Source organism: Pseudomonas sp. CFBP 13719 (assembly GCF_014842095.1).
Taxonomy (GTDB): domain Bacteria; phylum Pseudomonadota; class Gammaproteobacteria; order Pseudomonadales; family Pseudomonadaceae; genus Aquipseudomonas.
Map to the genome: position 1 here is coordinate 43,512 of NZ_JACYVB010000008.1, position 20,670 is coordinate 64,181.

13 protein-coding genes, 3 tRNA genes and 1 riboswitch are annotated in these 20,670 nt (G+C 63.0%); of the genes, 5 read left to right on the forward strand and 11 right to left on the reverse strand.

Annotated elements, in window-relative coordinates; genetic code table 11:
- Window positions 1-91: 91 nt before the first annotated feature.
- Complete coding sequence (gene metE, locus IFT57_RS21495; protein ID WP_192152614.1) at window positions 92-2,401, reverse strand: 5-methyltetrahydropteroyltriglutamate--homocysteine S-methyltransferase; 2,310 nt, start codon at window positions 2,399-2,401, stop codon at window positions 92-94.
- 106 nt (window positions 2,402-2,507) lie between these two features.
- On the opposite strand from metE, the gene metR reads away from it, so the two are divergent.
- Together metR and IFT57_RS21505 are read left to right on the forward strand one after the other, a co-directional pair.
- The gene (gene metR, locus IFT57_RS21500; RefSeq protein ID WP_043193202.1) at window positions 2,508-3,425 is read left to right on the forward strand and encodes a transcriptional regulator MetR; all 918 of its coding nucleotides are present in this window, start codon (window positions 2,508-2,510) and stop codon (window positions 3,423-3,425) included.
- A 138-nt stretch (window positions 3,426-3,563) separates the two neighbouring features.
- On the forward strand, window positions 3,564-8,891 hold the full coding sequence (locus tag IFT57_RS21505) for a dermonecrotic toxin domain-containing protein (protein WP_192152615.1): 5,328 nt from the start codon (window positions 3,564-3,566) through the stop codon (window positions 8,889-8,891).
- A 79-nt stretch (window positions 8,892-8,970) separates the two neighbouring features.
- On the opposite strand, the gene mgtE is transcribed toward IFT57_RS21505, so the two are convergent.
- Entirely contained in the window at window positions 8,971-10,419 is a 1,449-nt protein-coding gene (mgtE, locus tag IFT57_RS21510) for a magnesium transporter (protein WP_122795013.1), read from the reverse strand.
- A 297-nt stretch (window positions 10,420-10,716) separates the two neighbouring features.
- On the opposite strand from mgtE, the gene IFT57_RS21515 reads away from it, so the two are divergent.
- A complete protein-coding gene (locus IFT57_RS21515) occupies window positions 10,717-11,136 on the forward strand; it encodes a hypothetical protein (RefSeq protein WP_192152616.1) in 420 nt (139 codons plus the stop codon).
- A gap of 20 nt (window positions 11,137-11,156) precedes the next feature.
- Here the strand turns inward: IFT57_RS21515 and IFT57_RS21520 are convergent.
- From IFT57_RS21520 to ltaE, 7 genes are all read right to left on the reverse strand, one after another.
- A tRNA-Arg gene (locus tag IFT57_RS21520) sits at window positions 11,157-11,233 on the reverse strand.
- Window positions 11,234-11,309: 76 nt separating this feature from the next.
- Window positions 11,310-11,386 (reverse strand) — tRNA-Arg (locus IFT57_RS21525).
- Window positions 11,387-11,492: 106 nt separating this feature from the next.
- Window positions 11,493-11,583: transfer RNA gene (locus IFT57_RS21530), tRNA-Ser, on the reverse strand.
- 62 nt (window positions 11,584-11,645) lie between these two features.
- Window positions 11,646-11,834: a carbon storage regulator CsrA gene (gene csrA / locus IFT57_RS21535; RefSeq protein ID WP_122476357.1), complete on the reverse strand. Its 189-nt coding sequence runs from the start codon at window positions 11,832-11,834 to the stop codon at window positions 11,646-11,648.
- 134 nt (window positions 11,835-11,968) lie between these two features.
- The gene (locus IFT57_RS21540; protein WP_122713929.1) at window positions 11,969-13,201 is read right to left on the reverse strand and encodes an aspartate kinase; all 1,233 of its coding nucleotides are present in this window, start codon (window positions 13,199-13,201) and stop codon (window positions 11,969-11,971) included.
- Window positions 13,202-13,287: 86 nt separating this feature from the next.
- A complete protein-coding gene (gene alaS / locus IFT57_RS21545) occupies window positions 13,288-15,912 on the reverse strand; it encodes an alanine--tRNA ligase (protein ID WP_192152617.1) in 2,625 nt (874 codons plus the stop codon).
- A 145-nt stretch (window positions 15,913-16,057) separates the two neighbouring features.
- Window positions 16,058-17,062: a low-specificity L-threonine aldolase gene (gene ltaE / locus IFT57_RS21550; protein ID WP_192152618.1), complete on the reverse strand. Its 1,005-nt coding sequence runs from the start codon at window positions 17,060-17,062 to the stop codon at window positions 16,058-16,060.
- Between the two features lie 138 nt (window positions 17,063-17,200).
- Window positions 17,201-17,358: riboswitch (FMN riboswitch) on the forward strand.
- A gap of 105 nt (window positions 17,359-17,463) precedes the next feature.
- Here ltaE and IFT57_RS21555 point away from each other — a divergent pair.
- Together IFT57_RS21555 and IFT57_RS21560 are read left to right on the forward strand one after the other, a co-directional pair.
- Entirely contained in the window at window positions 17,464-17,967 is a 504-nt protein-coding gene (locus IFT57_RS21555; protein ID WP_122795016.1) for a 6,7-dimethyl-8-ribityllumazine synthase, read from the forward strand.
- A 165-nt stretch (window positions 17,968-18,132) separates the two neighbouring features.
- Window positions 18,133-19,308, forward strand: a complete 1,176-nt coding sequence (locus IFT57_RS21560) for a M91 family zinc metallopeptidase (RefSeq protein ID WP_192152619.1) — start codon at window positions 18,133-18,135, stop codon at window positions 19,306-19,308.
- 3 nt (window positions 19,309-19,311) lie between these two features.
- On the opposite strand, the gene astE is transcribed toward IFT57_RS21560, so the two are convergent.
- Together astE and IFT57_RS21570 are read right to left on the reverse strand one after the other, a co-directional pair.
- Window positions 19,312-20,310, reverse strand: coding sequence for a succinylglutamate desuccinylase (gene astE, locus IFT57_RS21565; RefSeq protein ID WP_192152620.1), 999 nt, complete (start codon window positions 20,308-20,310; stop codon window positions 19,312-19,314).
- Between the two features lie 27 nt (window positions 20,311-20,337).
- A complete protein-coding gene (locus IFT57_RS21570; RefSeq protein ID WP_192152621.1) occupies window positions 20,338-20,622 on the reverse strand; it encodes a topoisomerase II in 285 nt (94 codons plus the stop codon).
- Window positions 20,623-20,670 lie beyond the last annotated feature (48 nt).

Consider the following 20,670-nt stretch of genomic DNA (forward strand, 5'->3'; position numbering starts at 1 on the left):
TGAGGCGCAAGTCTGATGACTTTTCGTACAGCGCGCTGCCACACTTCCATGACCGTTTGATGAACTCCGCCATACGGTATGTCGTTCGATCTCAGGCCAGCCGCTGACGGGCCTGGCGCGCCGCCGCCACCATGTTGACCAATGCCGCTTCGGTTTCAGGCCAGGCACGGGTCTTGAGCCCGCAATCGGGGTTGACCCACAGCCGTTCGGCCGGGATCCGCGCCGCGGCCAGGGTCAACAGGCGCAGCATCTGCTCGGTGTCAGGCACTTGCGGTGAATGGATGTCGTATACCCCCGGACCGATGTCGTTGGGGTAGTCGAAGGCCTCGAACGCCTCCAGCAGTTCCATGTCCGAGCGCGAGGTTTCGATGGTGATCACATCGGCATCCATGGCGGCGATGGCTTGGATCACGTCGTTGAACTCGCTGTAGCACATGTGCGTGTGAATCTGCGTGGTATCGGCGACGCCACTGGAGCACAGGCGGAACGCCTGCACGGCCCACTCCAGGTAGGCTGGCCATTGCGCTCGGCGCAGCGGCAGCCCCTCGCGAAATGCAGCTTCGTCGATCTGGATGATGCGCACCCCTGCGCGCTCCAGATCCTGCACTTCGTCGCGAACCGCCAGAGCCAACTGCCGGGCCTGGACTTCGCGAGGCAGGTCTTCGCGCGCGAACGACCACGCCAGCAGGGTCACCGGGCCGGTCAGCATGCCCTTGACCCACTTGGCCGTCTGCCGCTGGGCGTAGGCGATCCAATCCACGGTCATGGCCTGGTCGCGGCTGATGTCGCCGTAGATGACCGCAGGCTTGACGCAGCGCGAGCCATAGCTCTGCACCCAGCCGAACCGCGTCAGCAGATAGCCGTCCAGTTGCTCGGCGAAGTATTCCACCATGTCGTTGCGCTCGGCCTCGCCGTGCACCAGCACATCCAGGCCCAGGCGCTCCTGAACCTGGATCGCATGACGAATCTCGCAGTGCATGGCATCGGTGTAGTCGTTGGCCGAGAGCTTGCCGGCCTTGTAGGCCTGGCGGGCCAGACGAATCGATGCGGTTTGCGGGAAGGAACCGATGGTGGTGGTGGGAAACGCCGGCAAGCGCAATTGCGCGCGCTGGACTTCGATGCGCGCGGCGAAGGCCGACGGCCGCCGACTGTCGACGGCCGTGACCGCAGCCAGACGCGCTTGCACGGTAGGCTTGTGAATGCGCGGCGACTGCAAACGGCTGGCCTGCACTGCCTCGCTCTGCGCCAGGGCCTGGCGTACCTGCGCAGCGTCGGGCGTATTCAGCGCCTGGCCAAGTACGGCGATCTCCTCGCACTTCTGCACGGCGAAGGCCAGCCAGCCCTTGAGTTCGGCATCGAGCCGGTCCTCGCGGCGCACATCGACCGGGCTGTGCAGCAGCGAGCACGAGCTTGCGACCCACAGGTTGGCACCGAAGCGCTCGCGGGCCTGGTGCAGCGACACCAGTGCCTGCGCCAGATCGCAGCGCCAGACGTTGCGACCGTTGACCACTCCGACCGACAACACCTTGTAGGTCGGCAGGCGGTCGAGCACGGCAGGCAGCTGTTCGGGTGCGCGCACCAGGTCGACGTGCAGGCCGTCCACCGGCAAGCCCACGGCCAGGCCAAGGTTGTCGTCGAGGCCGCCAAAGTAGGTCGCCAGCAGCTTCTTGAGCGGCGAATACTGAAGGATGTGATAAGCCCGCTCGAAGGCGTTCTTCCATTCCTGGGGCAGATCCAGACACAGGATCGGTTCGTCGATCTGTACCCACTCGACGCCTTGCCTGGCCAGGCGCGAGAGGATTTCACCGTACACCGGCAGCAGTCGTTCGAGCAGATCGAGCTTGTCGAAGGGCTGCCCCTTGGTCTTGCCCAGCCACAGGTAGGTGAGCGGCCCGATCAGCACCGGCTTGACCTTGTGCCCCAGGGCAATGGCTTCGTCGACTTCCTCGAACAGTTGTTCCCAGCTGAGCAGGAAGCGCTGGTCGACGCTGAACTCGGGCACCAGATAGTGATAGTTGGTATCGAACCACTTGGTCAGTTCCAGTGCGTGCTGCGTCTGACCTGCTTCAGCGTTGCAACAGGTGTTGGCACCGCGGGCCATGGCGAACAGCGTATCGAGCGTGGGCCGGCCGTCGCTGCCCAGGGCTTTGGCGAATCGACCGGGCACCGCGCCGAAGGCCAGCGAATGGGCGAGCATCTGGTCATACCAGGCAAAGTCGCCTACCGGCAGCAGCTCGAGACCGGCCTGCGCCTGCAACTGCCAGTGACGGGCACGCAGCTCGCGCCCTGCAAGGCGCAGCCCCGCTTGGTCGAGGTCGCCTTTCCAATACGCTTCAAGCGCCTTCTTGAGTTCGCGGTCGGCGCCGATGCGAGGAAAGCCGAGGGTGTGGGCCAGTGCCATGGGTGCAGCTCCTTGTAAATGATGGCGCCATTGTCGACAACCCGGGCAACATGAGACAAACTCAATCTTTTCGTGTTGATCACAAGTTCTTCTCATGGAGACCCCGGTGCTCGAAATCCGTCACCTGAAAACCCTGCACGCCCTGCGCGAAGCCGATAGCCTGGTGGAAGCCGCCGAGCGCCTGCACCTGACCCAATCGGCGCTTTCTCATCAGTTCAAGGAACTGGAAGAGCGCCTGGGCCTGCAGCTGTTCGTGCGCAAGACCAAGCCGATCCGCTTCACCAGCGCCGGACTGCGCCTTCTGCAATTGGCGGATGCCACCCTCCCCCTGCTGCGCGGTGCCGAGCGTGACATCGCCCGGCTGGCCGGTGGCACGGCGGGTCGGCTGCACATGGCCATCGAATGCCACAGCTGCTTCCAATGGCTGATGCCGACCATCGACCAGTTCCGCGATGCCTGGCCAGAAGTGGAACTGGACCTGGCTTCCGGCTTTGCATTCGCACCACTGCCAGCCTTGGCGCGTGGCGATCTGGACCTGGTGGTTACCTCGGACCCGCTGGAGCTGCCCGGCATTACCTATGTGCCGCTGTTCACCTACGAAGCCATGCTGGCGGTGGCCAACCAGCACGCGCTGGCGGGCAAGCCCTTCATCGTGCCGGAAGACCTGGCCAGTGAAACACTCATCACCTACCCGGTGGAGCGCGATCGGCTGGATATCTTCACGCGCTTCCTGGAGCCGGCCGATATCGAGCCGGCGCAGGTGCGCACCTCGGAACTGACGGTGATGATGATGCAGTTGGTGGCCAGTGGCCGGGGCGTCTGCGGCATGCCCCACTGGGCGTTGCACGAATACAGTTCACGGGGCTATGTGAAGGCCAAGCGCCTGGGCGACAAAGGCCTGTTCGCAACGCTGTACGCCGCGGTACGCACCGACATGCTCGACGCTCCGTACATGCGCGACTTTCTGCTGACCGCCAAGGACACCTCGTTCTCGACGCTGGACGGTGTCAGCGCGGTCCGCTGAGCGACTTTTGCAAAAAACGCTGCGCAGGACTATTCAGTCCGGCCTATCTAAGTAGCGCCCTGTCCTCCTGTGCAAGGTTCGTAATGTCGAGCGCGATGACTCTACCGGTCATCACCTTGACATCAGGAAACCCGGTCCATGAGCGATGCCAGCAACGCCTTCACCACCCGCCCCCTTGCGCAACGCCTGTACGCGCTGCGCCACGATCATCTGCTTCAGGAAGGCTCCCAGCTCTGGGAGCGCGCCCGCATGTGCCTGCAGGCGTTGCTGCAACACGCCCCACGCGCGACCGATGTCCTTCAGGCTGCAGAGGTCACGGCGCAGACGCGGGAGCAGGCGCTCAAGCAGCGCTGGCTCGACTACTGGAACGGACGGGCAGCGCACACCGCCCTTTCCCGCCGCGCCGTGGCCGAGCAGGCGTTCCTCGACCACATGCAAGCGGCCGCGCGCCTGGCCTACTACCATGCACAACTGACCCATGCGCAACTGTTGCCGCTGCTGACCCTGCTCGAAGGTGGCAGCGAAAGCGGATCGTCGCCGATCTATCTGGAAACCATTGCGCTGCGCACCCGAGAAGGGGTCAAGCACAAAGCAGCAGGTGCACTGGTAGTGACCCCGGACAGCGATGCGCCAGTGATGCAGTTGCTCTACCTGCCATCCGGCAATCCGGCGTTGAAGGCTTTTGCCGATCGCCAGGCATTACAGACCTACCTGCTGCAGAACCGCACTCAGGTGTGGCCGCACGCGACGCTGCAAGCCGATGCTGCGGTCAAACTCAGCTATCAGCCGGCGCAACTGGTCAGCGCCTGCAAGGAATGGTTGAGCCATTGCCGCACTCGCTACATGGAAGCATCGCTTGCCTTTCTGGCTTGCAGTGGCGAAAACGACACCGCCGCCCAGGGCGAAGCTGCAATCGCGCCGGCAAGCGAACCACCGTTCGCCCGCCTGCCCGCCTTCGACGCGCCCGATCCAACGCCTTCGGCGGACAACTTCGCAGCCTTCGGCAGCCTGGCTGCGGACATTCCCCAAAGTCAGCGTTGGGCCGAGGTCAAGCGCCAGCATCTGGCACTGCTGCAGCTGCTCGGCGATGACCTTCGAGCGAGCAGCGCCAGCCCTGCCTGGGCGCGCTTGAAAACCTTGCTCGCCACTCTCACCGCCACCCAGGAGCGCGCAGCCCAGGCCGCAGCGGGGTTGCTGAACGCGGCCAGGCTGGAAGATCTCTACCGCCTGCGCTACCTGCCCAACACCCATTACGCGGCCCTCTATCAGGCTCGTCTGGACGGTCTGCGCGCCGAAGTGGCCGTGCAACAGGCGCTGGGCCTGTTGACCACGGCTCAGGTACAACTGATGCACGCCGTGTTATCGCACCCGCAGGCCAGCAAGCGTGATGCCCAGGCCGGTATCGCCTGCGCGATGTCCGTGTCCATGTCGAGCGTGAACGGCACTGGCACCACGACTCATGTACAGGAACTGCATGGGGTGGTGGCGTTCATGCACACTCAGGCCCTGGCAGGCACTGGCTTCGTGCTGGTCTACTGGCCTGGCCTGGGTGGCGGGCTGGAGGCATTCGACTCGCTGGCGCAGCTCAAGCAGTCGCTGTTGCGCCTGAACGATCCTGCAGACACTGTCCGCTTGAATCTGTCGCCGGTTGCCGGCGACATCTTCGACTACGGCCTGCAAGGTCAATTGCACGCGTGCGAGCAGGAGGCCGGCGAGCTCATCGAAAAGCTGCCAGCGGCGACCCATCAGCGGCAACGCCTGGAAACCTTGCAGCGACTCACCCGCAACACCTGGGAGCGATTGCTGGTTCCCGCTCACGCAGCACGCGACCAAGCCTACGCGCAATTGGTCCAGGAAGGGTTCAGTGAAAGCCTGGAAAATGGCCTGCCCGACTGGCTTAAAACGCTGACGACGAATGATCGCCTGCGCCTCAAATCGCTGATCAGCGACTATGTACGTGCAGCGCGCGCTTCGAATGCACAACTGGAGCGTGACCTGCCAGACCTGGACCATTACGCCAGCACGCTGCTGCAGCAGCGGCTGCGTGCCGACTTCAACCTGACCGAAGACGTGGAGGTGGTGGTCGACATCCCCGACCACCTGGTTCATCGCAAAGTCCCGGTGGCCGGCTCCGGCGCTCCCGGGACCCCCCAGCAGACCGTGGCCACGCCAGGCCCGAAGCGCACGCCATGGCCGCTCGCCAGGCTGGCACAGCACAACATCGATGCCGACATGCTGCAGCGCCTGGGTTTCATGCGCGTGCAAGTGGCCAGTGCCGATACCGAAAAAGATCGCGAGGAATGCGCCCGCGTGTCGGCAGGTATCGACCTGAACTATCTGCGGCGAACGATCCGCGATCTGAATCTGGCGCAGGCATGTGAAGACAAGATTCGCCAGGCGTTCCTCGGCCACGCGGAGCACTCCGCGCATGCCCTCGCCCACCAGCGTGAATGCCTGCTCGAACCCATGCGGCTGATGCTGCACATGCACAGCGAGTACGCTCGCCACCAAGGCAGTATCAGCCTTTCCGGCCATGCCCTGGCACTGCTCGCGACCGATGCCAGCGACGCCGTGGCGTTCCGCGCCAGCGGGCGTGACGTGCAGCTGCTACCGGCGCGGCTGACGGTCGGCGGCAGCGACACGCACGACTTGCCCACCACATTGTCCGGAGTGACCTTCATTCATGATCGCAATGGCGGCCAGACCCTGCTGTATTTGCCCGATGCCCCCGACCATCGCTGCCTGCGCGAATACCCGAGCCTGGAAGAAGCACGCCTGCGGCTGTTCACCCTGACGTTCGACAGCAAGATGGCCGACTATCTCGCCGACCGGGCAATCACGGGCAGCGTTGCCAGCCACAGGGCGCGGATCGAACAGGCCGGCCTGCGCCGGTTCGACAAGTTGATCGGTGTCGGCCGCTCTTGGCCGGCGACGACCTCGCTCGCCAGCCATCTGCTCGACGCCCACATGGGCCGGCTGGTCGAAGCCCAGCGCCGACGAGGTCGCAGCAACGACGCCCTGTATCTGGAACAAGCGGCGCTGGCCCATGGCAACGTGTTCAACTACATCAAGATGGCCATCGGCGTGTTGCCGTTCGTGGGTACCGCAGTGGCCCTGTTCGATGCCTGGACAGCGGCCAATGCGGCGGTCGATGCGCTACGTACCGGTGAAATCGGCGAGTCGCTCAACCAACTCGAAGCGTTGCTCGGTGCGCTGATTGATGCGGCCATCGATATCCTGCCGGGCGCCGTTTCCGCGCCCTCCAGCGGCCGTTTGCTCGCCCGCAGCCGCCAATGGTCGATGCTGGCGCGGCGTGCAGGCGCACCCGGTCCGACGAGGCATGCCCCGACCGGCCTGACCGACCCGTTCGCCGGCTACCATTACCGCCTACCCCTGGACCTCAGTGGCTTGCAGCCCGGCAGCCAGGGCCTGTACCGGGGCATCTATCGCCACGCCAAAGGCGATTTCATCCTGCGCGACGGCCTGCCCTACCAGGTCACACTGCATGCCAGCCCGCAGACCTGGCGGCTGCATGGCACCACCAGCAAGACCTACCGACAGCCCATTGCACTGGACCCTAACGGGCACTGGCAAACCCACGGCGCGCTCTATGGCACGCTGATCAACGACGGCCTCGCGGGCGGCGGTAACGTGCTCGGCTACCTCGGCCATCGCGCCGCCGATGGCCTGCAACCGCTCTGGCCCGCAGCGATCCGTGAGCGGCTGCCGCGCTGGCTGGTGGATCGCCAGTATCGCCGCCATTTCGAACTCGCCAGCAGCATCGATCACAAGAGCGCGGCCCTGCGCGAGCAGATGAGTCAGCATGAGGCCCTGATCAGACAGCTTGCCGCCGACCCACGGCAACGAACCCGCGCCGAAGCCGCCTGTGCCAGTGACATCGCAGGGGCCGAGGCACTGTACCGGCTGTTGCAGGAGCACGAGGGCTACGTGTCCCGCGACTTCCTCAAGCGCAATCGCCAGTTCCAGAGCGAAGTGGCCTACATCGTTGCAGGCCGCAGAATCAACCATGCCAATCTGGCCAAGCGTTCGATCACCGAACTCACCGAGACACTCAACCAAACCCGGCCCGCTGGCGAATTGTTCGATCTTCCCATCAGGCAGATGCTCGAACAGCGGCGCACTCGCCTGGCTCTGGATCAACAGTTCAACCTCATGGAGCAGCGCCTGCAGCAGGCGCAGGCCTGGGCAGAAAAAGTCACCCTGCGCAGCGACCGTGCGCACTTGCGCGAGGCTTTGGAAGGCATGGCAGAGGTCGACCTGGAGATTGCTCGCGCGTCCAACCTCACTCAACTGGCCCACAAGACCGCAGACACCTCCAACGTGGCGGACATGTTTCACCTGCTCGACACCCAGGCCATGAGAAACCGTTTCCACCATGGCCTGGAAAGTCATTTTCAGTTGATGGAAACCACATCCGGGCTGCGCGAACGACAGAATGTGCTGCGCAGCTCGCGCCAGATCTACGTCGATTACCGTAATCAGATGAACACATGGGTGCGCAACCGTCCCGATCGCTTCGAGCCCGATCAGTTCGAACGGATGATCCAGTCGCTGAATCGCTTGATCGAACATGCCGACCGGACCATTCCGCAACTGAGCAACCTGGCTCCGCGCGCAAAACCCGCAGGGCCTGCCACGCGTCGGGTGTTCGAGACCCATGAGCATGATTTCTTCATCGGTGACATAGGCCGGGCAGCGGACGGCGAGCAGATCTTTACCTTGACCGGTTCCGGCGGCAGGCTTGAAACCTATCGCCGTGTCGCGGGCCAGTGGCGCTTGCAGGATGCGCCTGCGGTAAGTTCGCTGCACACACCGTCGCGGCCCTTGGCCGAATTGATCACCGAGGGCCAAACCTGGCTGGATGCCACCCCCGCCCATGAGCGGCGCGTGCAGGGCTACGCCATACCCGGCGAGGCGCCTGCCAACCTGGAAGACCTGATGGTCAATCAAGGCCGGCAACTGGAACTGCGCGCCCAACTGATCGAACAACAGGCGCCGACGCACGAACTGGCCCACCGCCTGCGCGCGCGTGCCAGAGAACTGTGGGCCAAGGGCCGGACGCTGCGGATCAAGCAGGCGATGGGTAGCCAGACCCCGACCGAGGGCTATCTGGACTACCTGGTCGAGCAGCGCCAGGTCGACATCGTCAAAGTAGGGACGCGTACCAACATCGCCACCGCACAGGGTGAGGCTGATTTTCTGCAGGAGTACGTCATCCGCGACATCAGTGTCCAGCCACCCGTAACCCTGTGGTACGCGCACTTTCACTATCGGCGAGAGAGGGCTGCCTTCGAACAGTTCGACAAGGCGCACATCAAGCGCGCCGAGCAACGCACGCTCGGCCTGCGCTGGCAACAGGCCCACGGCAGCGATGCACAGCGCATCTGGCGCGGGCCCATCGGCAAGCCGCTGGCGGTAAAGCTCTTCGGGGGACTGCAGGCTTGAAACGCTCGACATGAACCACGGCGCGACGCCCTCGCCGGCGAATGCAAAATCCGCTGTCGAGGCGCGTCGCTGCAGCTCGCTACATCAGGAACAGCGTGGCCAGACCAAGGAAGATGAAGAACCCGCCGCTGTCGGTGACAGCAGTGATCATCACGCTGGCGCCCATCGCCGGATCGCGCCCGAACCTGGCCAGGGCCATCGGAATCGACACACCCATGAGCGCCGCGAGCAGCAGGTTCAGGGTCATCGCCGCGGTCATCACCACGCCCAGCGACCAGCTGCCATACAGCAGATACGCCACCACCCCGATCACACCGCCCCAGACCAGGCCGTTGACCAGTGCGACGCCCAGCTCCTTGCGCATCAGCCGCTTGGTATTGCCGTTGCCATGGCTGACCTGGTCGAGGGCCATGGCCCGCACGATCATGGTAATGGTCTGGTTGCCGGAGTTGCCGCCGATACCGGCCACGATCGGCATCAACGCCGCCAGGGCCACCAGCTTCTCGATCGAGCCTTCGAACAGGCCGATCACCCGCGACGCCATGAATGCGGTGATCAGGTTGATCGCCAGCCACGACCAGCGGTTGCGCAGCGAACGCCATACCGAGGCGAAAATGTCCTCTTCCTCACGCAGACCGGCGGTGCGCAGCGCTTCGCTTTCGCTTTCCTCACGAATCAGGTCGACCATCACGTCGATGGTCAGGCGGCCGATGAGCTTGCCGTGCTTGTCGACCACCGGCGCGGAAATCAGGTCGTAACGTTCGAATGCCTGCGCCGCTTCGTAGCCGTCTTCATCGGGATGGAAGCTCACGGTGTCGCTGGCCATGATATCGGCCACCTGTTTATCCGGGTCGTTGACCAGCAGGCGCTTGATCGGCAGTACGCCCTTGAGAATACCGTCGGAGTCGACCACGAACAGTTTGTCGGTGTGGCCCGGCAGCTCCTTGAGACGGCGCAGGTAGCGCAGCACCACTTCCAGGCTGACGTCTTCGCGGATGGTGACCATCTCGAAGTCCATCAGCGCACCGACCTGCTCGTCCTCGTAGCTGAGAGCCGAACGCACGCGCTCGCGCTGCTGGGCGTCGAGGGTTTCCATGAGCTCGTGAACCACGTCGCGCGGCAGCTCGGAAGCCAGGTCGGCGAGCTCGTCGGCGTCCATTTCCTTGGCCGCAGCGAGGATTTCATGGTCATCCATGTCCGCGAGCAGCGTCTCGCGCACCGAGTCGGACACTTCCAGAAGGATATCGCCATCACGCTCGGCCTTGACCAACTGCCAGACCGTCAGACGTTCTTCCAGGGGCAAGGCTTCGAGTATGTAGGCGACGTCGGCGGAGTGAAGATCATCGAGCTTGCGTTGCAACTCGACCAGGTTCTGCCGGTGAACCAGATTTTCGACCAGCTCGTTGTGCTGGCCTTCCTGGCGGTGAGCCAGACTTTCGACGATACGCTGGCGCTGCAACAGGTCGACGACCTGGGCCAGACGGTCCTGCAGGCTTTCCTGCGTTTTCTTTGCTTCTACTTCAGACATAGGCGAACTCCACTCCCAGCAGTGGGCACGCCGGGAGAATCAATCAGTCGATTCTTGATTGGTATACAGCTTCAGTGAGTAACTACTGGGTAAGTCCATGGAAATTTTCCAAAGCCCCGGCGGGGCTGACGGGCGCAATCATACACAACTTGTACGGATTCATAGCGAAAAAAACTGGGTGAAACAACTGCTTGCGTGCGGCGCTGGGCATTTGCGCAGTACGGGGGGTGGGACGACGCATTCGGTAAACAAAGCACAATGCGTGAGAGGACGGTCGTGGCTAGGCTGCTGGTGGACATGAACCGCAACCAAGGACGAACACCGGTGCGCATACCCTCCCCCATGTTTCTGCTGCTGGCTTTGGCAGCCCATCATTCAGCCACTGCGGCGGTGGTACAACGCTGCCAGGGCCCCCAAGGCCACATCACGTTCACCCACTCGAACTGCCCCGAAACCCAACCGTGGGTCTATCAGCGGGCGCTGAACCCCTCATCCGGAAGAAAACCAATGGCGCGCAAGGCTGCGCCCCGCCCGCTGCCGGTGACCATTGTCGAAGATGGAACGCGCGAGCCCCTGGCAGCGCCATCGAAGCCGCAGCGTTCGGCCACGAAGAAAGCCAGCCGTTCGAAGAGCAAGCGAAAACCCAGGTATCTGGCCGGGGAGCAGACGCCCCCGTCGAAAAAACTCAAAACGCGGAAAGCAAAAAGCCCGCAATAAATGCGGGCTTTTCACTTGTATGGTGCACTCGACAGGATTCGAACCTGTGACCGCTCGGTTCGTAGCCGAGTACTCTATCCAGCTGAGCTACGAGTGCAGGTGGTATTTTGTTGGACCAGGCTACCACTGGTTGAAACAGAAGCTGCAGACATCGCTGAAAACAACTTCTTGATTGGTGCACTCGACAGGATTCGAACCTGTGACCGCTCGGTTCGTAGCCGAGTACTCTATCCAGCTGAGCTACGAGTGCATTTGTTGCCGCGCATTATAGGCCGTCGAATTCTTTTGTAAAGCACTTTTTTCAGTAATTTCAACAACTTACGAAAAAAGCCAGACTCAACGTACTACGCAAATAATGGCGGAGAACGGGGGATTCGAACCCCCGACACCCTTTTGAGGTGTACTCCCTTAGCAGGGGAGCGCCTTCGGCCACTCGGCCAGCTCTCCGCAACACGGGGCGTATATTAACCAGCTTCTTCCCCGTTTGCAAACATAAAAAACGATAAAAATTAATGGCTTGGTTCGTCGTCCTTCTCTTTCTTGATCCGCAGGTAGATTTCCTCGCGGTGCACGGCCACTTCCTTGGGTGCATTCACCCCGATTCGCACCTGGCCACCTTTCACTCCGAGCACCGTGATGGTGATTTCGCCGTCGCCAATGATCAGGCTTTCCGCGCACCGGCGAGTCAGAATCAGCATACCTTTCTCCTTACGCTTTCATTTCAGGGACAACACAGTCTGCAACAAAGGGCACGAACCCATGGTGGGAAGCCATGGACATAGCCCGAAAACAAAGAAGGGCGCGATTAGCCGCGCCCTTCTCTCACCGCCTGTCAATCACCCTGTCGGGCAGCATCGAGCTCGAACGCCGTATGAAGGGCGCGCACGGCAAGCTCCAGGTACTTCTCTTCGATGACCACCGAGACCTTGATCTCGGAGGTGGAGATCATCTGGATATTGATGCTTTCCTTGGCCAGGGCTTCGAACATGCGGCTGGCGACGCCCGCGTGCGAGCGCATGCCGACACCGACGATCGACACCTTGGCGATCTTGGCATCGCCGACCACCTGCCGCGCACCGATCTCGCTGGCGGTCTGTTCCAGCACGGCCAGGGCCGCCTGATAGTCGTTGCGGTGCACGGTGAAGGTGAAGTCGGTGGTGTTATCGTGAGAAACATTCTGCACGATCATGTCGACTTCGATGTTGGCCGCGCTGATCGGGCCAAGGATCTTGAAGGCCACGCCGGGGGTGTCAGGCACGCCACGGATGGTCAGCTTGGCCTCATCGCGGTTGAAGGCGATGCCGGAAATGATCGGCTGTTCCATGGATTCCTCTTCATCAATGGTAATGAGGGTGCCCGGACCCTCCTGGAAGCTGTGCAGAACGCGCAGCGGGACGTTGTACTTACCGGCGAATTCCACTGCGCGGATCTGCAGCACCTTGGAACCGAGACTGGCCATTTCGAGCATTTCCTCGAAGGTGATCTTGTCCAGGCGTCGGGCCTGGGCAACCACGCGAGGGTCGGTGGTGTAGACACCATCGACGTCGGTGTAGATCTGGCACTCGTCGGCCTTCAGCGCAGCCGCCAGGGCGACGCCGGTGGTGTCCGAGCCACCGCGACCCAGGGTGGTGATGTTGCCGCTTTCGTCGACCCCCTGAAAGCCTGCCACCACCACCACCCGCCCGGCCTTGAGGTCGGCGCGGATCTTCTGGTCGTCGATCTGCAGGATGCGCGCCTTGTTGTGCGCGCTGTCGGTCAGAATGCGCACCTGGTTGCCGGTGTACGACACCGCATCCACGCCGCGCTTGATCAGCGCCATGGCCAACAGCGCGATGGTCACCTGCTCGCCGGTCGAGACGATCACGTCCAGTTCGCGCGGTACCGGCTGGTCGCTGATCTGCTTGGCCAGTGAAATCAGGCGATTGGTCTCGCCACTCATGGCCGAAAGCACGACCACCAGGTCATCGCCGGCATCGTGGAATTTCTTCACCTTGTCGGCAACCTGTTCGATACGTTCGACAGTGCCAACCGAGGTGCCGCCAAATTTCTGTACGATCAAAGCCATTTCAAAGCCGCCTCAGCCCGTGAAGGGCGCCCATTAAATACAACACCGGACTCGCCGTGCGCAGCACGAGCCCTGCGAGGGTTGAATCAGATCGCGTGTTCGACGAAAGGCACGGCCAGGGCCAGCGCAGCATCCAGGGCGCTGGCATCGACGCCGCCACCCTGGGCCATGTCCGGGCGACCACCGCCCTTGCCACCGACGGCCGTGGCGGCCTGTTTCATCAGGTCGCCGGCCTTGAGCCGGGCCGTCAGCTCCTTGGTCACACCGGACACCAGCACGACCTTGTCGTCGTGCACGCCGCCGAGCAGGATAACGGCCTGGCCCAGTTTGTTCTTCAACTGGTCGACCAGCGCCAGCAGTGCCTTGCCGTCCTGACCGTCGATGCGCGCGGTCAGCACCTTCACGCCCTTGACCTCGATCGCCGAGGCAGAAAGGTCGTCGCCGGCGGCGCTGGCGGCCTTGGCTTGCAACTGCTCCAGCTGCTTTTCCAGGGCGCGGTTGCGTTCGATCACGGCCGAAAGTTTGTCGATCAGGTTGTCGCGGCTGCCCTTGACCAGTTGCGCGGCTTCCTTGAGCTGCTCTTCGGCCTGGTTCAGGTAGTTCAGGGCGGTCGCGCCGGTCACCGCTTCGATGCGGCGCACGCCCGAGGCGACGCCACCTTCGCTGGTGATTTTCAGCAGGCCGATGTCACCGGTGCGCTTGGCGTGGATACCCCCGCACAGCTCCACCGAGAAGTCGCCACCCATGGTCAGCACGCGCACGGTGTCGCCGTACTTCTCGCCGAACAGGGCCATGGCGCCCTTCTTGCGCGCCTCGTCGATCGGCATCTCTTCGGTCTGCACCGGGGTGTTCTTGCGGATCTCGGCGTTGACGATGTCTTCCAGGGCCTTGATCTGCTCGGGCTTGATCGACTCGAAGTGGCTGAAGTCGAAGCGCAGGCGCTGGCTGTCGACCAGCGAGCCTTTCTGTTGCACGTGATCGCCCAGCACCTGGCGCAGCGCTGCGTGCAACAGGTGTGTGGCCGAGTGATTGAGGCCGGTGGCCTGCTGCAGGGTCTGGTCGACCACGGCACTGACTTCGGCACCGACCGCCAGGTCGCTGAGCACGGCCACGCCATGGTGCAGGAAGGCACCGCTGGTCTTGGTGGTGTCGCGCACATCGAAACGCGAACCGCCGGCCAGCAGGTAGCCACGGTCACCCACCTGGCCACCGGACTCGCCGTAGAACGGCGTCTGGTCGAGGATCACTACGCCCTCCTCGCCTTCCTTGAGCACGTCGACCGCGACACCGTCCTTGTACAGCGCAATGACCTTGCCATTGCCGTGGGTGGCGTCGTAACCCAGGAACACGGTCGGTGCGTCGACCTTGATCAGGCTGTTGTAGTCCATGCCGAACGAGCTGGCGGAACGGGCGCGTTCGCGCTGGGCGTTCATTTCGCGCTCGAAGCCGGCTTCGTCCAGGGTCAGCTCGCGTTCGCGGGCGATATCGCCGGTCAGGTCCATCGGGAAGCCGTAGGTGTCGTACAGCTTGAACACCACATCACCCGGAACCACGCTGCCCTTGAGCTCGGCCAGATCCTGCTCGAGGATCTTCAGGCCCTGCTCCAGGGTCTTGGCGAACTGCTCTTCCTCGGCCTTGAGCACGCGCTCGATGTGCGCCTGCTGGCCCTTGAGTTCGGGGAAGGCATCGCCCATTTCGGCGACCAGCGCGGCCACGATCTGGTAGAAGAAGCTGCCCTGGGCGCCCAGCTTGTTACCGTGACGGCAGGCGCGGCGAATGATGCGGCGCAGCACGTAGCCACGGCCTTCGTTGGACGGCAGCACGCCGTCGGCGATCAGGAAGCCGCAGGAGCGAATGTGGTCGGCCACGACCTTGAGCGAGGACTGGCCCTGGTTGGCGCAACCGATGGCACTGGCCGACGCTTCGAGCAGGCTCTGGAACAGGTCGATTTCATAGTTGGAATTGACATGCTGCAGCACCGCGCTGACCCGTTCCAGGCCCATGCCGGTGTCCACCGACGGCGCCGGCAAGGGATGCAACACCCCATCGGCGGTGCGGTTGAACTGCATGAACACGTTGTTCCAGATCTCGATGTAGCGATCGCCGTCTTCCTCGGGCGAACCGGGCGGGCCGCCCCAGATGTCGGCGCCGTGGTCGTAGAAGATCTCGGTGCAGGGGCCGCAGGGGCCGGTATCGCCCATGGTCCAGAAGTTATCGGACGCATAGGGGGCGCCCTTGTTGTCGCCGATACGGACCATGCGCTCGGCCGGTACGCCGATCTCCTTGGTCCAGATATCGTAGGCTTCGTCATCGCTGGCGTAGACCGTGACCCAGAGTTTTTCCTTGGGCAGGTTCAGCCACAGCTCGGACGTCAGGAAGGTCCAGGCGTAGGTGATCGCGTCGCGCTTGAAATAGTCGCCGAAGCTGAAGTTGCCCAGCATCTCGAAGAAGGTGTGGTGGCGGGCGGTATAGCCGACGTTTTCCAGGTCGTTGTGCTTGCCACCGGCACGCACGCACTTCTGGCTGCTCACGGCACGGGTGTAGGCCCGCTTTTCCTGGCCCAGGAAGCAGTCCTTGAACTGGTTCATCCCCGCGTTGGTGAACAGCAGGGTCGGGTCGTTGCCCGGGATCAGGGAGCTGGAGGCGACTCGGGTATGGCCTTGCTCCTCGAAGAAGCGAAGGAAGGCTTCACGGATTTCTGCGCTTTTCATAGGTTCTTCCACGACAGGCTGCGGCCAGAGGCCAGTGCGCACGCCCGGCAGGCGATGCGACGGCAAAGGGCCGCATTATATAGGCCCTGAGGCCGGGGTACAGTGTGTTTCTACGATTGGCCCACTCAATTGGACAGCAAGGTGTTCAGGTGCGAGCGAAATCGGCGAATACGCCAACGACCTGCTCGATCTGCGCCGCATCCACGTCCAGATGAGTGACCATGCGCAGGCGCGGCGCGGCACTCACAGTGACACCGCGGGTGGCTGCGAACTCCTTGAACGCGCCGGCGCGGTTATCCAGGTGCACATAGACCATGTTGGTCTGCACCGGCTCGACGGTGTAACCCTGGGCCTGCAGCCCCTCGGCCAGGCGAGCGGCATGGGCGTGATCCTGCTCCAGGCGCTGCACCTGGTGATCCAGCGCATAGAGCCCGGCCGCTGCCAGAATTCCGGCCTGGCGCATGCCGCCGCCGACCATCTTGCGCAATCGACGTGCCTTGGCGATGTAATCCTGGCTGCCGCACAGCACCGAACCGACCGGCGCGCCGAGCCCCTTGGACAGGCACACCGAGACCGAATCGAAATACTGGGTGATTTCACCGGCCGGGACACCCAGTTTGACCGCCGCGTTGTACAGCCGGGCGCCATCGAGGTGCAGTTGCAGCCCATGCTCGCGGGTCAAGTCGCGGGCCTGGGCAAGGTAACTCAACGGCAGCACCTTGCCTTGCATGGTGTTCTCCAACGCCAGCAGACGGGTGCGGGCGAAATGAAAATCGTCGGGCTTGATCGCTGCCCTGACCTGATCCAGGTCCAGTGTGCCGTCGGCCTGGAACTCCAGAGGCTGGGGCTGGATGGAACCCAGCACAGCAGCGCCGCCGCCTTCGTACTTGTAGGTATGGGCCTGCTGGCCGACGATGTATTCCTCGCCACGCTCGCAGTGCGCCATCAGGCCGAGCAGATTGCTCATGGTGCCACTGGGCACGAACAGCCCGGCGGCGAACCCCAGACGTTTCGCCAGTTCGGCTTCGAGGCGATTGACGGTCGGGTCTTCGCCATAGACATCATCGCCGGTCGGCGCCGCGTGCATGGCCGCCAGCATGGCGGGCGTGGGCTGAGTAACGGTGTCACTGCGCAGGTCGATGATGGACATGATGGCCTCGGGTTCGTGTCAGCTTCTATTACTGCGGATTGCAGGGCCATGAATCAAGTCTTGTCGAAACATTTGCTCACGCGCTGTTCAGCTCGCCCGCAAATATGTTACAAAAGTTGCGTCGCCCACTGGGGTGGCAAACGTTCTCAGGGCGGGGTGCAACTCCCCACCGGCGGTGATGGCGCGCAATGCGTCGAGCCCGCGAGCGCTTGCAAGCCGGCAACGGCCTGCAAGGTCAGCAGACCCGGTGTGATCCCGGGGCCGACGGTCATAGTCCGGATGAAGAGAGAACGGGATTGCGACACCTTCAAAAGGCCAACGCAGGGCCGTGCCATGCGCATGTACCCATAGATCCCCTTCGATCCACATGCCCTGTTTTTTTCTTGAACAGGAGTGAACCGATGCAACCCACTGCAATTGACAGCAAAAGCCACAGCCACGAACGAATCGCGTTCGTCCAGGCTTGCTGGCACAAGGATATTGTCGACCAGAGCCGCAAAGGCTTCGTCGAAGAAATGCGCGTGCTCGGCTATCAGGAAGCCGACATCGATTTCTACGAAGTCGGCGGTGCCTTCGAAATCCCGCTGCACGCCAAGCTGCTGGCCAAAAGCGGGCGCTATGCCGCTGTGGTCGGGGCTGCCCTGGTGGTGGACGGCGGTATCTACCGTCACGAGTTCGTCGCCCAGTCGGTGGTCAGCGCGTTGATGCAGGTTCAGCTGGAAACCGAAGTGCCGGTGTTCTCGGTGGTGCTGACCCCGCATCATTTCCACGACGGCGAGCAGCATCACACCTACTTCTTCAATCACTTCCTGCACAAAGGCGCGGAAGCTGCACGCACCGTGGCCGATACCGTGCAGAAAGTACGCGCCCTGCGTCGCCTGCAGCAGCAACAGAAAAGCGCCTGAAGTTCAGCCCTGTGCTGCGCTCTCGGCCAAGGGGCCCGACCGGGCCCCTTGGCCGGTTCGCCGGAAGTCCCGGCACAAGCCCTCGTAATCGATACATGTGTAACACTCCCCGCATTGCCCTCCCCCCTACCCTGCGGCTTCTCTATCGGATACAGGAAGCCTGCCATGCAACATCAGCCCCCTCGGGTGTTCACTCGCCGCACTGAGGAACATGCCCACGAACTCGGCAGTCATTCGCTGCCCTATGCCGATCGGCATGTTCGGATCGACTTCGACGCTGGAACGGCACCACGCCTGCTGATCACCACCACGGGCGCCGATGACCAACTGAGCCTCGATTCCAGCGACGATGCGCTGCTGCTGACGCTCAACCGCCTGCAGTACCGTATCCAACCCATCATCCAACCGCTGACCCTGGTCATCGACACCGATGCCGGCGACGACGTGGTGCGCGCGCAAAGACTGCACGGCAAGACAGAGCTGCGCACCGGGGCGGGCGATGACTTGGTAAAGGTCGGTGCGGGCAACTTCTACATAGACGCTGGCGCAGGCGATGACACCGTCCTGACCCGTGGCAATGGGATGCACACGATCTACGCAGGAGACGGCGACGACACCTGCTTCGGCGGTGAGCAGTTGACCTTCATGGCCGGCGGCGCAGGGGATGATCGCCTGGTGGCGGGCGCAGGCCTGAGCGTCATCAGTCCCGGCCCGGGCGGGGATTCGATATTCCCCGGCTCAGGCAGCAACGTGGTCTACAGCAGTGACGAGGATGACTCGATCCTGCGCGAGGAAGGCACGCTGCGTCTGCATCGTGGCAGCGATCACCGCGCCGGCAATCAAGCCCTGCGCATCGAAGGCAGCGATGGCTTCGTCAAGCGGGTAGAAGCCGACCTCGATCTGCTGCGCACCTCGCCTACGGCCCGTTTGCTGCTGGCGGCACTGGATGAAGCAGCCAACGTCCATGGCACACTGGTGACTGTGCGCTTTACCCATGAACCCAACGGCTATTTCGGCCACCCGCATTTACCAATGATCGATGGTCAGCGCGCGCCAGCAGGGCAATCCGGCGAACTGGTCTACAACCCCGCCTGGCAACCGCCGGGTAGTTTTCCCGTGGTGGTGCTGTACCACGAGCTGTGCCATGCCTATAACTTCGCCACAGGGTCGATGTTCGGCTTCGATCACGAGCGTCAGGTGGTCGGCCTGCCTACCGAACATCCCCCGTTCGACTTCGACGACGACCCGCAAACACCGCCATTGAACACCAATCCGGATCCGTTCAATGAAAACAGCCTACGCCGCGAGTTGGGTCTGCCGCCACGCCTGAACTACCCCTGAGCCTCACTCCTGCGTTGTCGGCACGATGAGGATGCCGGCGCGCAGGCCATTGGCAACCTTGGGGTTGGGGAAAATGATCCGTGCGCCCTGCTCTTCCACGATCCAGCGCTGTTCGCGGCCGTCCTCGGCCAACAGGTAACCCTGCGCCAGTTCAGTGAAGTTCTCGACGTCATCGTCCAAGTGCAGACGGAAGGCATCCGTGTGCTTGATGACCTCACGCGATACGGAAAACAGCTCCAGCTGCGCGAGCGGTTGATCCAGGTCCGCTTCGCGGCCTTCGATCAACTGGCGCAAGCTGGCTTCCAGACGCGTCAGGTCGACCTCGGCGTTCTGCCCGAATGGCCTGGCTTTGCCCAGTTCCAGGGTGAAGGCTTCGGCGTCGAGCTGCTCGTAGGTGAACGCGCTGAACGTGATGGAAGGCTTGTTCTGCAGCAACACGGCGCGCATGCCTGCCGCCTGCAGGCGCACCAGCTCTTGCCGGGAATGCTCGCGGCCCTGCTTCCAGGGATAGAGGGCGAATTGCTCGATCCGTGAGCCACGGATGGCGGTGTGCAGGTCGTAATGCAGGCGTGTGCGTTGCGGCACGCTGAAGAAGGTCGTGGCCAGGCGTTCCAGTTCGCCGGCACGCAACGCTTCGTTGCCGCTGACCGCAGCGTGCCGGCCGTTGAACAGCCGGTTGACGTCGCGCTCGATGTAGCGCGCACCCCGGCGCATGGCTTCGGGGTTGCCGAACAGGAACAGGATACGCGCTCGGGGAATCAGCTGGCCCCGGGCGATGGCCTGCAGCAGGCTGTCGAGCAGCTCGATGGGCGCGGTTTCATTGCCGTGCACACCGGCAGACAGCAGCAGGTCGAGGCCGCTGTCCGTTGCGGCCGGCGGACGCACCTCCAGGGCGCCTTCCCCCAGCCAGCGCAGGCATACGCCCTTGGTGGTCAGCTGGATCTTCTGCGTCGGCTCATGGCCGGCCAGGGTCAGTTCGAGCAGTTTGCCAAGAGCGAGCATGGGGCGGCGTCCCTGAAGGATGAGGTTTTAGTGGTTGCAGTCGGGACCGTGAACGTGGCCGTCTTCGGCACCGGCGTCGGCCGGCTCCATTTCCAACTGCAGGCTGACCAGGTTGGTCGCCAGCGGGCGCAGCAACAGGTTGGCGTATTCGGCATCGCCTTCCTCGACGTCCACACCGATCAGCAACTGGCCGCGGCCATCATGCTGGATCCAGACTTCCTTGCCCTGCCAGACCACGCAGAAGCGCGTGCAGGAGGTTTCCAGTTGGGTGCCGTCGGTGTCTTCGAGAATCAAGCGCAGGGCGTCGGACATACAGTTACCTCAATGAAGTTCAAAGTTGGAAATGCTGTTCAGAACAGA